At 69.2% G+C, this 13,474-nt stretch carries 13 protein-coding genes and 1 tRNA gene; 3 read left to right on the forward strand and 11 right to left on the reverse strand.

Going from position 1 to position 13,474, the window contains the following annotated elements:
- The first annotated feature begins 67 nt into the window (after positions 1–67).
- Entirely contained in the window at positions 68–1,648 is a 1,581-nt protein-coding gene (locus ABZ720_RS02100) for a serine hydrolase (RefSeq protein ID WP_366553306.1), read from the forward strand.
- A 136-nt stretch (positions 1,649–1,784) separates the two neighbouring features.
- Here ABZ720_RS02100 and aroA read toward each other — a convergent pair whose 3' ends face one another.
- Positions 1,785–3,146 (reverse strand): 3-phosphoshikimate 1-carboxyvinyltransferase, encoded by a 1,362-nt coding sequence (gene aroA / locus ABZ720_RS02105; protein WP_438264065.1) that lies wholly within the window; start codon positions 3,144–3,146, stop codon positions 1,785–1,787.
- 199 nt (positions 3,147–3,345) lie between these two features.
- On the opposite strand from aroA, the gene ABZ720_RS02110 reads away from it, so the two are divergent.
- Both ABZ720_RS02110 and ABZ720_RS02115 read left to right on the forward strand, forming a co-directional pair.
- Positions 3,346–3,672: a TIGR02300 family protein gene (locus ABZ720_RS02110; RefSeq protein ID WP_366553308.1), complete on the forward strand. Its 327-nt coding sequence runs from the start codon at positions 3,346–3,348 to the stop codon at positions 3,670–3,672.
- A gap of 133 nt (positions 3,673–3,805) precedes the next feature.
- Positions 3,806–3,881: transfer RNA gene (locus ABZ720_RS02115), tRNA-Ala, on the forward strand.
- Here ABZ720_RS02115 and ABZ720_RS02120 read toward each other — a convergent pair.
- The 10 genes from ABZ720_RS02120 to ABZ720_RS02165 form a co-directional block, all read right to left on the reverse strand.
- Positions 3,832–4,764: a tyrosine-type recombinase/integrase gene (locus ABZ720_RS02120; protein ID WP_366553537.1), complete on the reverse strand. Its 933-nt coding sequence runs from the start codon at positions 4,762–4,764 to the stop codon at positions 3,832–3,834. The genes ABZ720_RS02115 and ABZ720_RS02120 overlap by 50 nt on opposite strands.
- Positions 4,765–4,925: 161 nt before the next feature.
- On the reverse strand, positions 4,926–5,357 hold the full coding sequence (locus tag ABZ720_RS02125) for a helix-turn-helix domain-containing protein (RefSeq protein WP_366553310.1): 432 nt from the start codon (positions 5,355–5,357) through the stop codon (positions 4,926–4,928).
- Between the two features lie 4 nt (positions 5,358–5,361).
- Positions 5,362–5,799: a hypothetical protein gene (locus ABZ720_RS02130; RefSeq protein ID WP_366553312.1), complete on the reverse strand. Its 438-nt coding sequence runs from the start codon at positions 5,797–5,799 to the stop codon at positions 5,362–5,364.
- A gap of 518 nt (positions 5,800–6,317) precedes the next feature.
- Positions 6,318–6,653, reverse strand: a complete 336-nt coding sequence (locus ABZ720_RS02135) for a DUF2190 family protein (protein WP_366553314.1) — start codon at positions 6,651–6,653, stop codon at positions 6,318–6,320.
- Complete coding sequence (locus tag ABZ720_RS02140; RefSeq protein WP_366553316.1) at positions 6,650–6,877, reverse strand: phage head-tail joining protein; 228 nt, start codon at positions 6,875–6,877, stop codon at positions 6,650–6,652. The genes ABZ720_RS02135 and ABZ720_RS02140 overlap by 4 nt, the downstream gene beginning before the upstream one ends.
- Before the next feature lie 4 nt (positions 6,878–6,881).
- Positions 6,882–8,759, reverse strand: a complete 1,878-nt coding sequence (locus ABZ720_RS02145) for a prohead protease/major capsid protein fusion protein (RefSeq protein ID WP_366553318.1) — start codon at positions 8,757–8,759, stop codon at positions 6,882–6,884.
- The gene (locus ABZ720_RS02150; RefSeq protein WP_366553320.1) at positions 8,743–10,149 is read right to left on the reverse strand and encodes a phage portal protein; all 1,407 of its coding nucleotides are present in this window, start codon (positions 10,147–10,149) and stop codon (positions 8,743–8,745) included. Before ABZ720_RS02150 ends, ABZ720_RS02145 begins: the two co-directional genes overlap by 17 nt.
- On the reverse strand, positions 10,142–10,843 hold the full coding sequence (locus tag ABZ720_RS02155; RefSeq protein ID WP_366553322.1) for a hypothetical protein: 702 nt from the start codon (positions 10,841–10,843) through the stop codon (positions 10,142–10,144). Before ABZ720_RS02155 ends, ABZ720_RS02150 begins: the two co-directional genes overlap by 8 nt.
- 77 nt (positions 10,844–10,920) lie before the next feature.
- A complete protein-coding gene (locus ABZ720_RS02160) occupies positions 10,921–12,861 on the reverse strand; it encodes a phage terminase large subunit family protein (protein WP_366553324.1) in 1,941 nt (646 codons plus the stop codon).
- Positions 12,833–13,411, reverse strand: coding sequence for a hypothetical protein (locus ABZ720_RS02165; RefSeq protein WP_366553326.1), 579 nt, complete (start codon positions 13,409–13,411; stop codon positions 12,833–12,835). Before ABZ720_RS02165 ends, ABZ720_RS02160 begins: the two co-directional genes overlap by 29 nt.
- Positions 13,412–13,474: the final 63 nt, after the last annotated feature.

Below are 13,474 nucleotides of genomic sequence, written 5' to 3' on the forward strand. Positions count from 1 at the left end.
CCGAAGCTTGCCGCCAGCGCAAAAGTGACGTGAAATGGGTAAAACCGCCAGGAAGCGAGTACCGCCCATGCCCTTCCCGTCCCTGTTTCATCCCGTTTCTGCCGCTGCACTGCTCCTGATTGCCCCAGCCGTCGCTTTTGCCGACGTGCCAGATGGCGACCTGCCGCCGCCGCAGACCACGGCAGTGCCCGTGCCCGCCGGCCAGATCGAAGCTGCCATTGAGCAGCTCGACGAACGGGCGGAGGCGCTGATGGAACGTTCCGGCATTCCCGGCATAGCGGTGGCAGTCGTGCATGAAGGCCAAACCGTCTATGCCGCCGGCTTCGGCCTTCGCAAGGTGGGCGAAGAAGCGACGGTGGATCCCGACACGGTGTTTCAGCTCGCCTCCCTGTCGAAATCCATCTCCGCCACGGTCGTCGCCCAGCAGGTCGCCGAAGGTGTGGTGGGCTGGGACACGCCGATTATCGAGTTCCTGCCGGACTTCAAGCTGGCCGACCCCTGGGTTACCGAACATGTGACCGTCGGCGACCTCTTCTCGCATCGCTCCGGGCTGCCCGATCATGCCGGAGACGACCTGGAGGATCTCGGCTATACGCGTGAAGAGGTGCTTTCGCGCCTGCATCTGCTGCCGCTCAGCCCCTTTCGCGACACCTACGCCTACACCAACTTTGGCCTGACCGCGGCAGCGGAGGCCGTGGCAGCCGCTGCCGACCTGGACTGGGAGAGCCTGGCCGAGGACGCGCTCTACGAGCCCCTGGGCATGAGCTCCACCAGCTCCCGCTTTGCCGACTATGCAGCGCGGGAAAATCGTGCCCATGGGCACGTGCGCGTCGGTGATGACTTCGAAGCCCTCTACGTGCGGCAGCCGGATGCGCAGTCTCCCGCCGGCGGGGTGAGCGCCAGTGTGAACGACATGGCGCGCTGGATGGCGCTTCTGCTGCAGGACGGGCGCTTCGAGGAGCAGCAGATCCTCCCGCCTGGTGCTCTTCTGGAACCCATGACGGCGAAAATGATCTCGTCGCCTTCCTTCGCTCCCGACGCCCGTCCGGGCTTCTACGGCTACGGCATTGGCGTGGGCATCGAGGCTTCAGGCCGCGTGTCGCTCAGTCACTCCGGCGCCTTCGCCCTGGGCGCAGGCACCAACTACACCCTCCTGCCCTCCCTGGATCTCGGCATCGTGATCCTGACCAATGCCGACCCGACCGGCGTGGGCGAGGCATTGGCCATGGAGTTCTCAGAGCTGGTGCAGTACGGCGGCATCAGCCGCGACTGGTACGCCGCCTATCAGCCGCTGATCGGGCCGATCACCGCCCCGATAGGCGAGCTTGTCGGGAAGGAACGTCCGAGCGCGGCGGCTGAGCCGGCGCCGCTGGCGCACTACGCCGGTATCTACGACAACCCCTATTTCGGCACGGCGGTGATCAGCAACGGCTCCGAGGGGCTGCGGCTGACCATCGGCCCAGCCCACCTCAATTATCGCCTGAGCCACTGGGACGGGGACAGCTTCACCTATCGCCCCTTCGGGGAGAACGCTCCGGCCGGCTCGATCTCGGAAGTCACCTTCGAACGTGACGGCGAGAAGGCCGCTGCCATGACCATCGAGTTCCTGAACGAGCAGGGTCTCGGCCGCTTTCAGCGTCAGGACTAAAGCAGGTCGCGTTCTATTCGAATCGCTTTGCGATGCGAAAGAATGGGTGAATCTGCTTTAACTCTGTGAGAATAGACCGGATTCACGCGTTCAACCTGAACCCCTACGGTTCTGATTGAACGCGATCCGGTCTAAGTCAGGAAAGGCGCGCGCCCAGACCGCGCATCAGCTCGGGGAAACCGGGGAAGGAGGTTGCGATCGGCGCGGCATCGTCGATCGTCACCGGCTGCTCGCTGGCCAGGCCCAGCACCAGGAAGGACATGGCGATGCGGTGATCCAGTTCCGCCGCGATGGTGGCACCGCCGCGCGGGCGGCCGCCACAGCCTTCCACGATCAGGCTGTCCTCGCCCTCCTCCACCACTACGCCGCAGGCGGCCAGGCCGCGGGCCACACCGGAGAGGCGGTCGCTCTCCTTCACCCGTAGCTCTGCCAGGCCGCGCATGACGGTGCGTCCCTGGGCACAGGCCGCTGCCATGGCCAGGATGGGATACTCGTCGATCATCGAGGGCGCGCGTTCGGCCGGCACCTCGATGCCCCGCAGCCTGCTGCTTTTGATGCGCAGATCGGCGACCGGCTCGCCGGCTTCGACGCGGCGGTTCTCCTCGGTGATGTCGGCACCCATTTCCAGCAGCGTGCGGAACACGCCATCGCGCAAGGGATTGAGGCAGACACCCTCCAGGCGCAGCTCCGAACTGGGCAGCAGCAAGGCCGCGACCGCCGGAAAGGCGGCGGACGAGGGATCGGCCGGCACCATCACCGGCGCTGCCTGCAGTTCCGGCTGCCCGGTCAGCACCACGCGCCGCCCGTCTTCGAGGTCGGTGACCGCGACGCTGGCGCCGAAATGCTGCAGCAGGCGTTCACTGTGGTCGCGCGTGGGCTCGGGCTCGATCACCACCGTTTCGCCCGGGGCCGAGAGCCCCGCCAGCAACACCGCGGACTTCACCTGGGCCGAGGGCACCGGCAGGCGGTACTCGATGGGCAAGAGGGTCTCCGGCCCCGTTACCGCCAGAGGCAGACGCCCGCCCTCACGCGAGACGAAACGCACCCCCATGCGCTCCAGCGGCGCCATCACCCGTCCCATGGGACGCCGGCGCAGCGAGGCATCGCCGGTCAGGAAGGCGGTGATTGGTTGACCGGCCAGCACACCCAGGGCCAGCCGCGCGCCGGTTCCCGCGTTGCCGAAGTCCAGTACGTCGTCCGGCTCGCCAAAGCCGCCGATGCCGCGCCCGAACACCCGCCAGCGTCCCGGCCCCTCGTGGATCACCTCGGCGCCGAGCGCGCGCATGGCTGCGGCAGTGCGCAGGACATCCTCGCCCTCCAGCAATCCTTCGATCTTCGTCTCTCCCACCGCCAAAGCGCCGAACATCAGGGCGCGGTGGGAGATCGACTTGTCGCCCGGGACCTTCAGGCTGCCCGTCAGCCCATCGCTGGGCAGCGCGGTCAGCGCTGGACCGGCGAGGGAGTGCTCCGAAGGAGAAGGGGCATCGGCAGCCGTCACGACAGAACTCCTGGATTGAGGACGAGGGATCGAGGCGGCCAGCGACCGCGAGAGCGGTGATAGCATGCGCCCGCCGACCTCCCAAGAGAGCGCATCGGGCAGGTTTCCGGCGCCGCCTGGGGAAGGTGTTTGACAGTATCGCGAACCCGTGGCAAATGCGCGCCTCGTCATTCGACGGTCAGGATCCGAGGAGGTTGCAGTGGCCAAGCCTGAATGGGGCACCAAGCGGATGTGCCAGAGTTGTGGCGCAAAGTTCTATGACTTCTCCCGCTCGCCAATCCTCTGCCCGAGCTGCGGAGCCACCTTCGACCCGGAGACGCTGCTGCGGTCGCGTCGCAGCAAGCCAAGCCCCGCCAAGGCGAAGGCCAAAGTTGAGCCCGTGGCGGCCGAGGAGCCCGAAGTCGAGGAGGCAGCTGACGAGCTTGCCGACATCGAAAGCGAAAGCGTCATCGAGGACACCGACGACCTCGAAGGCGAAGAAGATCTGGGCAAGGTCAGCGTCGACGACACCGACAAGGAAAGTTGATCGTCCACGGGCGCCGGGCTGCGCACAGGATCCTCCCGGCAGGGCGCATTTTTCGCTTGCAACCACCGCCCGCTCTTCATAGTTTCCGCTCCGCCGCCGGGCACGCTCTTCCGCCCGGCAGCGGGTTTCAGATGGGGCCGTAGCTCAGCTGGGAGAGCGCTACAATGGCATTGTAGAGGTCAGCGGTTCGATCCCGCTCGGCTCCACCACTTTCCAAGGCTCGCTGGCACGCAACTGGCACGCACTTGGGTGAAAATCAGACCAGAGAGGGTCGCCGCCTAGCTTGCCTCTCAGGTCGACGAAGTACGCTTCTAGGGCCCGGACACACTCTGCCAGGTGGTCCGGGCCTATTTTTGCGTATCGCTCGGTCGTCTTATACCCGGAAGAGTGACCGAGAAACCCTGCTACCTCCCAGACCGGAACGCCGCGCTTGCGCAGCTCGGTCGCGACGGTATGGCGCAGGGTGTAGGGCGTGATCTCCAACAGCGCATCGGCGGCCGCTCGGGCCTGCTGCAGCGCCTTCCACGCGGCCTCCCGCTGCCCGCTCCGCCAGAGTGCCCGCACGCGTGGCGCGGCCTCCTGGCGCGCCTGGAGCTGGGCGCGCGCGACCAGGCGCCGGAAGGGGCTGCGGATAGACTTCATGGGCCGCGGGTCACTGTCCGGCCGTGCGTTGTGCGGGCGGTAGGCTACCAGCAGGCCCGGCTCGGCATCGCGGATCAGCGGCACCAGAAAGCCGGCCATGGGCAGAGTCGGCCGCCGCTTTTTGTTCTGCCGCCGCCCCGGCGGGTTGAGCTTGATCACCCGCGCCTCGAGGTCGCACTGGAAGGTGGCCAGCTGCAGGATCGCCTCAGGGCGCGCGGCGGTGCCGATCGCCAGGAGGAGATAGCGCCGCAGGTGCTCGGACTCAGCCGCGCGTAGCAGGCGCGCCACTTCCTCGACCGATGCCACCCGCTCGCGCGCCTCGGCCTCCGCCGGCAGGGCAATATGCGGAGCGGTCTGCAGCTCCCCTTCGCGCAGGGCGCGGTTCATCGCGCCTTGCAGGACGGCCAGGGTGCGCCGGGTGTAGCTGTCGCTGCAGCCTTCCGCACGCATGTCTTCCACGAAGGCCCGCACGCGCGCCGGCGTCACCTCGGCCACCAAGAGCTCGCCGAAGACGGGGTCGAGGCGCTGCGTGATGGCGTAGTAGGCGGCCTCGGCGCTCCGGAGCTGCTTGCCGTGCTGCTCGTACCAGCGCCGCAGGACGGTGCGCACGCTTACCTCCTGCGCCGGGGCGTCGCGCAGCTCCCCATAGGCCGAGACCCAGGTGGCGAGGGCGAGCTTGGCGGCCTCGAAATCGTCTGTGCCAAGGGTGGCTCGGCGGGTCTGGCGGGTCTGCGGATCGAACCAGGTGCGGTACCAGGCGGCGGAGCCGGCGCGGCGGGACAGCCAGTAGGCGCCGATCTGAAAGCGGTTTCCCCCTCGCCCTGCCACTGCAAAGCCCTCCTGTCGATAAAGTCTTCGATCCACTCCGCCCGGTACTTCCAGCGCCGGCCGATGAAGCTGGCGCGGATTTCGCCGCGCTGGCGCGCCCGGCGCACGGTGTCGATGCTCACGCCCAGGGCCTCGGCCGCCTGGCGTTCGCTCAGCAGGGTCGGCAGCGCATGCACGTTGCTCATGCGCTGCCCCCGCAATGAATGCGCAGGCATGGGCCTACGCTTCGCCCTCGCCCTCGAGGGGCAGCGCCCCGAAGGGGTCGCGGCCGGCGCAGAGGTACCAGCCAGCCACACTCTCCGGCGTGTGCGCTCCCGCCTCGGCGTGAAGGAAGCGCAGCAGGGAGTAGACACAGAGCTCCTGCCGGCGCATGGCCTCGGCCCGGTCCGGGTCGGCGTCGGCGTCGAAGACCTCCGCGAAGCGGTCGAGGCACCCGGCGATCACAAGCGCCTGATAGACCGCACCCTCGGCCGACTGCGCCGGGCTCTCGGCCACCTGGCGTTCCAGGGTTTCGACACGGCTCCAAAGCAGGCGCTCGGTTGCCCCATGGGCCGGGTCGCGCGCCTCGTCGAAGCGGGTCAGTCGGGTCAGGGTGTGCGCCAGCTCGCGCCCGGCGATGGCCGCCGGGCAGCTCGGAAGATTGCTGCGAAAAGTCATGGTGTCGTGCTCCAAGGTTCGGCTTTTCAGACCGTACCAGCGGGCGGCGCTGGCGCCGGGAGCTGAAAACGCGACCTTGGACGCGCCCGTCTTCTTTCCCCGAAGGGTGTTCTATCCGACGGACTCCCGGCATGAAGCCGCGCCCGGTGAAATCCGGGCATAGGAAAACCGCCAGCTTTCGGGGGCGGCCTCCGCCAAGGTTACAGGGCGTTTTCAGCGCCGTCATCAGACTCCCCTCCCAATCTGTGGGGGTCAACAGGAAAATGCGGTCGGCCCTTCCGCCGATCTCTCGAGCGCCCGCCGAGAGGGCGGTGCGGGCGCCCTCGGGGGCGCGGCGGAGGGGCTTGAACGACGGACCGCGCGCCGCGAGTGGGTGCGCCCCCGATCCCGTGAATTGAACTGCGGCCGGCCTCCGGGGTGGGGAGACAACCCGGCGGTGCATGGCGACACGCGCCGGAGCCGGGGGGCACCCCGGAGACTTGTGGCAGGGCCGCGCCACCATTGCTGCATCCCCCCGGTCAGAAGCTGCCGTTGAGGCGCACGCGCACCAGGCTCGAAGGATTGCCCGCGGCCTCGATCGCCACGCCCACGGCCATGTTCGCGCCCTCGGCATCGTCGGTGGTCACTTCGCCCTCGGCGTCATCCCAATAGAGCTTCGCGCCAAGGGAGATATCGTCGGTGGTCGCCTTGGGCAGCTCGTAGACGCCCACCGTGGCGCCCTCGACCTCGGCGCCGTTCTCGGCATCGGCCGCAGCCACCGCGAAGAGGTCGCCCACCTTGAAGCCGTCGCCGCTGGTCAGGGCCTTCGGGGCGGTCAGGGTGATGACCTTCCCCGGCTGAATGTAATTCTTCATTGTTCGAACCCCTTGCTGGAGTGAATGCGCACCTGGCGCACGGGGCCGGTCCCCTGGAGGCGCTGCATTTGCGCCTCCAGGGCGGCCAGCGCCCGCTGCAGGTCCGCGATGGAGCGGTAGGTGATCCGCCGGCCGGAGGCGTCCTGCAGCGACAGGGTGCCGCTGTAGAGCGCCTGGCGCAGCTTCTCGCGCTGCGCCTCGAGGTCGGCCAGGGTGGCGGCCACGGCCTTATTCCTGGCTGCCGGTGTGGTGGTACCAGCCGCGCCAGTCGACGAAGCCGGACCCGAAGTCCAGGCGGACGCGGATCTGCACGCCGTCGACCTCGAAGCCGCTGCGGCTTTCGATCTGCGGCCCCTCGGCGCCCTCGAGATAGGCATACTCCAGGCCGTCGACGTTCTCCGCCTGGAGGTAGAAGCCGGATGCATTGGACAGGCGCGGCTCCACCACCAGGTTCAGGCCGGCGAAGGGATTGACGTCGGCGGTCCGGGCCGCCTGGACGGCGGTCAGGAGCTTTTCAGCCTCGGTCTCCAGGTCCGCCGGCACCAGGAAGTTTCGCGGCACCACGGAAATGCGCTTGCCGGAAAGCCCGGTCTGCTTGCGCATCGCCAGGCGCGCCGCGGAAAGGTAGGCCGCGTCGGGCCAGGTGCTGGCGCCGTTCGTGCCGTCGTCGTGCAGGTTCCCGTGATCGGCGTGGAAGAGGCTCTTGCCGTCCTCCATGGTCGGCCCCAGGCCGGCATTGACCTCCAGGAGATCGACCAGGAACTGCGCTTCGAACTCGGCCGCCGCGATGCCCAGGCGCCGCGCCAGGTCGGAGAAGGCGCCCAGGTCGTCATTCACCAGGGCCTGGCGGGTGATGCCGAAGACCCGCCCGAAGGTGTCGATGCGGTAGGATTCCGCCGCCTCGGCCATGCTGCCGGACTTGAACTCCCCGTGCTCGTTCACCTTCTCCAGGCTCGGCGCCTCGCCCAGCTGGATGCGGTGCTTGGCGCGGAAGTCGCGGGCGCTGGTGCGCCGGCCCATCTGGCGCACACCCGCCGGCGCCGCCTCATAGGCCGCCCGCAAGGTGCGGTTCACGCTGTCGCCCACGATCAAGGCGAAGTCGGAGTTTCCGTGCATGCCGGCACCGTCCAGGGCGCGGCTGATCAGCGCCGCCTGCGACAGACCCGTGGTCGAAAGCCCCCGCAGCCGCAGGGTCTCCCGCGCCATCTCCGGCGCCGGCATAGCGGCATAGCGGCGCGCCGGCTCGGAGAGCTGGTGTCCCGGATCGTTGCGGGCGTAAAGCGCCTCGCCCATCCAGGCCGCCCGGGTCTCCGGGTCATCGAAGCTGCGGCCGATCTCGACGCGCGGCTGCGTGCTGTCGACGCGGGTCTGCGCCGCACGCTCGGCCAGGGCCTCGAAGGCCGCCGCCCGGGCTTCCTCGAGGCTCGCCCCGCGGTCAATCAGGCCGTCGGCAAAGTCCGCCTCCAGGCCGGCCACGCGGGCGATGGAACGGATTTCGGTGTTGACCGCCACCCGGGTGTTCTCCGGCTGCGGCGGAACGGCCGCCGGGGGCGCCTGCGGCGCCGCCGGGGCGGTGGTGGTAACGTCTTCAGGCATAGCGCCCTCCATGGTTCGAACGGTTGCGCCGGCGTCCGCCGGCATGGCGACGAAGGAGAGTTCGATCGGTGCCCAGCGGGTCGCCGTCCGCGTCCGGGTGCCGGTGGCCGGGTCTTCCGCATCGTCCCAGCGCTCCACGGCGTAGCCGATGGACACGCCGCGGACGATTCCCGCCTCGATATCGCGCATCAGGGCTTCGGCCGCCGGGCGCTCGGAAAAGCGCACGGTGGCCTGGCCGCGTCGGCCGTCAACGTGCGCCAGGTCGACCACGCCCAGGACGCGGTCCAGGCTGTCCTGGCGGTGGCTGTCCAGCACCGGGCCACCCACGAAGCGGCTCAGGTCGACGGCTTCCGGCGCCAGCGACAGGCGCTCCTGGAACGGCCCCTGAAAGTCCCGGCGGGTCACGGCCGCGCCGGTGGAGAAAGTCACCTCCACGGTGCGCCGCTGCCGGTCCAGGCTTTCCGGCGCCAGGGGCGCCCGGCGGTGGTGGATCTCAAGCGTCTCGGGCATTGCCCTCGCTCCTCTCAGTGCTGCCGCCCTCGAAGTTCAGCCCCAGGGCCTCGGCCCGCGCCCGGTCGGCGGCAATCTCGGCGTCCAGGGCCTCGACGTTCAGGCCGCGGCCGGCCACGGCCTCGCGGCGGCTCTTGAGGCCGGCGCCGATCGCCTGCACCTCGGCCTGGATATCCTTTAAGGGATCGATCCAGTCGACGCCCGGCGTCACCCAGCCGGCGCGGTAGCGCTCCGGGAAGTCCTCGAAGTCCGGCGCCTGGAGCTCCCCGGCCAGGATCGCCAGGCGCAGCCAGCGGTCCCAGACCGGCTGGCAGAGCTGCGGGATGATCACGGACCATTGCAGCTGCTCCACCTGCCGGCGGAACTCGACCAGGCCGGCGCGAATGGAACTGTAGTTGACGCCCTCGAGGTCGCCGGTCAGCTGCTCATAGGTCGTGCCCAGGCCGGCCGCGATGGCGCGCAGCTGCCCCTTCACGAAGGAAGCGTAGGCGCCGCTGTCGCCGCCGGGATTGGAAAAGCTCACGTCGGCGCCGGGCGGCAGGCTGTAGAGGGTGCCCGGCTGCAGGCCGGCCTCGACGATGGATTTCAACGCCCCCTGCCCGTCTGCGAAACCCGCTGCGCTGCCGTCTGTGTCGCGGATGAAGCCCGCGAAGAGCGCCTGGACCTTGTGGCGCATCGCCTCGGCGTCCTCATAGGCGTCGAGCTCGTGCAGCCGCAGCAGCACCGGCGCCAGGCGCGACACGCCCCGCACCTGCCCGGGCGTCACCGGCTCGAAAAGGTGGATCACGTCGGCTGCGGGAATGCGGCGGGTCGCGGTGCTGCCCAGGCCTTCGCCGGGGCGCTGCTCATAGACGTGATAGGCGCGCCGACGGCCGGCGGAGTCGAACTCGATACCGCCGCGAATGCGACCACCCCCGGCCAGGTCCTGGTGCAAATCTGTCGGCACCTGGTCCGGGTGGATCAGCTGCAGGCGCAGTCCGCCTGGCTGCGGGCGCATCAGAATGAAGGCTTCGCCCTCTTCCAGCATGCAGCGCACCGCCTGCGCCTGGAGGCCGTAGAAGTCCGTTCGCTCGGCCAGGTCGGCCGCGTCGGTCCAGAGCGCAAAGCGCTCGTTCAGGCGCCGGCGCTGCCCTTCGTCGGGGTGCGCCGCCTGCGGCACGATGCCGGCGCCGACGATGTTCGCGACCAGGCTGCGCAGCGCCGATGCCGCGTAGGGGTTGTTCGCCGCCTGGTGGCTGGCGCGGGCGGCCACCCGCCGGGCGCCGGCCAGGATGGCGTTGCCCTGATTCCAGGTCGCGCCCGCCCCTTCCCAGCGCCGCCCGCCGGCCGCGGCCTCGAAGCTGCGGCGGGAAATGGCGCGGGCCAGGCGGTGGCGGAAGCGGTCAAGCATCGGGATCCCCCTTGTCCGGCCGCAGGCCCTCGGCCAGGGCCTCGGCCACCACGTCATAGGTTGCCGGAGCCTTCAGGGCTTCCAGGGCCTGCGGATCCCCGGCCAGCATGCGGCCGATGTTCCCGATGGCCATTGCCGGAAGGGCGGTGCGGCGAACCATAAGCGCCTGCTCAGCATGGTCTTCGTAGAAGTACTGCACGCCGCTACCGTCGTCGCGAAGGGCAGCCTGCGGAATCCATTCGTGGCCGCGAATGTCGAGTTCGATGCCGCAGCGGTAGACCCCGCGCTCCACCCAAAATTCGGTGTCGCCAAAGATCTCTTCGAACTCGAATTTCAGTAGGACGGCCGCCCGAATGAACCAGTCCAGCGCATCCACAAAGCTGTGATGTCGCTTCAGAATGCGCACGTCATCCGGCACGCCCTTCTCGCGCAAAGCATCGATGGTGGGCGCGGTAAGCTTCGTGCGGCGCATGGTCTCGACCGCCGCCGCTGCGCTCGAAGCCGGACCATCCGCCATTAGAGCCGCAACCAGGTTCGCGCAGTGCCGCGCGTTCGCTCGCGGCGACTTCGGCCCCTTGACCTCTCGCACGAAGAGACCCTGCTCCCGCAGGCGGCGCTGTGTCAGGCGCACCTGGTCCAGGTCTGTGCCAAACCAGGTGGCGAAGTGAGCTGCAATATCCGAAGCACGCGGCATTGATGAATCCTTTTACATCTATCGTGATGCCATAGCCTTGCGACGTTGGCAAGAGTTCCTGCATTCCCTTTCATAGATTATTTTCGGAGCCATCGCGAGGGCACCACGGCCGGGGCGGTCGAGGCCGGCCGTGCGGGCGCCGTTTCAGGTGCGGCCGGCTTTTGCGGCGCGGCGGCCGGCTTCACGCCCACGGCCGCCTCGGCCGCCGCCCAGTCGGCCTCGGACCAGCGGTCGAGGCCGGCCGCCAGAGCCGCCGCCATGGCGTAGACCATCGTGTCCAGTGCCTCATTGCGCTCGCGCGACAGCTCCCATTCCAGGGAGGTGAAGCCGTTACGCTTCTGGCGCCGCACCAGGCGCTCGGCGGTCATCTGCTTGAAAAATTCTTCGCTGTAGGCCTTGGGGTGATGGCACCAGCCCTCCGGCATCGCCGCCGCGGCCTGGTCGAACAGGGTGGGCTCCGCGGCCTCGGGCATCTCCTGCCCCAACCAGCCATAGAGCTGCGATTTCAGGATGCTCGCGCCCACCGGCCAGAGCCGGGCGCCGCGCTTGATGCGCCGGCCACGGGCGTTCAGCTCGACATATGTCGGCACGCCCAGGGCCACGGAAGCCTTGTCGACGCCCTTCACGGCCATCGCCCGGTCGGCAGGATGGCGCGCCGCCCAGCTATAGACCTCGGCCGTGTGGTGGCCGCCGCTGTCGATGGCGAGCCGGCCGATGCCCAGCAGGCCGCCGCCCGCGTGCTCGTACTTGCGCTGCAGCAGCTCGTCGAGCTGCTGCCAGACCTTCGCCTGGTGCGGGTCGCCGTAGAGGAACTGATAGTCGATCGACCAGTTCTCCCGCCCGCGGCCCCAGGCGATCACCTGGACCTCGATGCGGTCTTTCTGCACGTCGGCGCCGGCGGTGAGATAGAGGCCGCCGGCGGGCACCTTACCCAGGGGGTAGTCTTCCCGCCGGTCGAAAAGGCGGCGCCAGTCCGGGGCCTCGGAGGCCTCGGCAAAGGTCTCGCCCAGGACGGTATTCGTCCAGACCTTGAGCTTGTGCGGGTTGCGGCCGGCGGCCTCGAACTCCCGCGCCGCCTCGCCCCAGGTAAACCAGGGGCTGTAGAGGGCGGAGAGGTGAAAGCCGGCGGTCTTGCCGTCGCCCTCCGCCGTGGCGCGCCACTCACCGCGCGGCAGCAGCCAGGCCTTGCGCGCCTCCGGCCAGAGACTGCCGCAGGCCTCGCAGGCGTAGTGCGCCTGGTCGGCCGGCAGCTCGATTTCCTTCCACTTGATGTTCGCCCAGCGCAGCACCTGGAAGGCGCCGCAGTCCGGGCAGGGCACGTGGTAGCGCCGCTGGTCGCTTTCGTCCCAGGCGCCTTCGATGCGCGACAGGCCGGCCGTGGTGGGGGTCGAGACCATCAGGATCTTGCGCCGCGCGAAGGTCGAGGTGCGCTTGATGGCGAGATTGACGGGATCCCCTTCCCCGTCCGCGTCGGGCGGATAGGCGTCCACTTCGTCGAGGAAGAGGTAGCGCGCCGGCATGGAGCGCAGGCCCACGGCCGAGTTCGCGCCGGTCATCACCAGCACCCCGCCCGGGAAATCCTTGCTCAGCAGCGTGTTGCCCGAGTCCCTTGCCCTGGCCGGCTGAACCAGCGCCCGCAGCGCCGGGCTTTCCTCGATCAGGGGTTCGATGCGCTGCCGGCTCGCGCGCTTGGCCATCTCCACGGTGGGCGCCACGGCCATGGTCGGCCCCGGCGCCTGGTGAATGATGTAGCCCAGCCAGTTGTTGCCGGCTTCCGTGCCCCCCAGCTGCGCGCCCTTCATGAAGACCACCCTTTCCAGCGGCGAGGCGGCCGACAGGGCATCCATGATCTCGCGCAGATAGGGCGTGCGTTCGGTCGACCAGCGGCCCGGCTCCGCCGACGCGCGCTGCGACAGCATGCGGTGCCGGTCCGCCCAGGCCGACACGGCCATGGCAGCGTCGGGCCGCAGGGCGCGGCGCCAGATGGCATCAGCCCAGCTCGTGGCGTCCGTGTGCATCCTGCAGGACCTCCAGGGGGGTTTCGGAAAGCTGCTCGAGGTGCTCCCGCAGCTGCGCGTCGAGGAGCGCCAGGAGCCGGGCCTGGTCGACGCCCAGCTCGGCCGCGATCAGCGGCGCCGCGCGCACCACCCATGCCAGGTGGGCGTCCCGCTCGAGGCGCGCCCGCGCGAAGACCGCCGCCTCCACCGCCTGGCGGTCGACCAGGTTCCCGGCGCGGCGCTCGTTCTCCATGCGCAGGCCGCGCAGCCGCTCGGCCTCGGCCTCTTCGCGGATCGTGCGCAGCTTCGACGGCGGGGCACCGGCGGCCTCGGCCTGTGGGCGGCGCCGGCCGCTCGGCTTCACGTTCTCATCGCACCAGGCTTGCGCCTCCGCCACCGCAACCTTCCCGTGTTCAGTCACCGGCATGCCGGCCGAAACCAGCTGCGACACGCGCGCCTTGCTCACGCCCAACAGGTCCGCGAACTCCGACTTGCTCACCACGGCCGGTCCGTCATGGTCCGCACAGTCCGTCACTGCGCCCGCGTCGACCATCAGCTCTTCCTGCACCACGATAGAACCTCCATAAACAGGACCGGGTTAAGTCCTTGATTTTCTGGAACTAAAAAACCTCTG

The organism is Aquibaculum sediminis (assembly GCF_040712085.1).
Taxonomy (GTDB): Bacteria; Pseudomonadota; Alphaproteobacteria; order Kiloniellales; family DSM-21159; genus Aquibaculum; species Aquibaculum sediminis.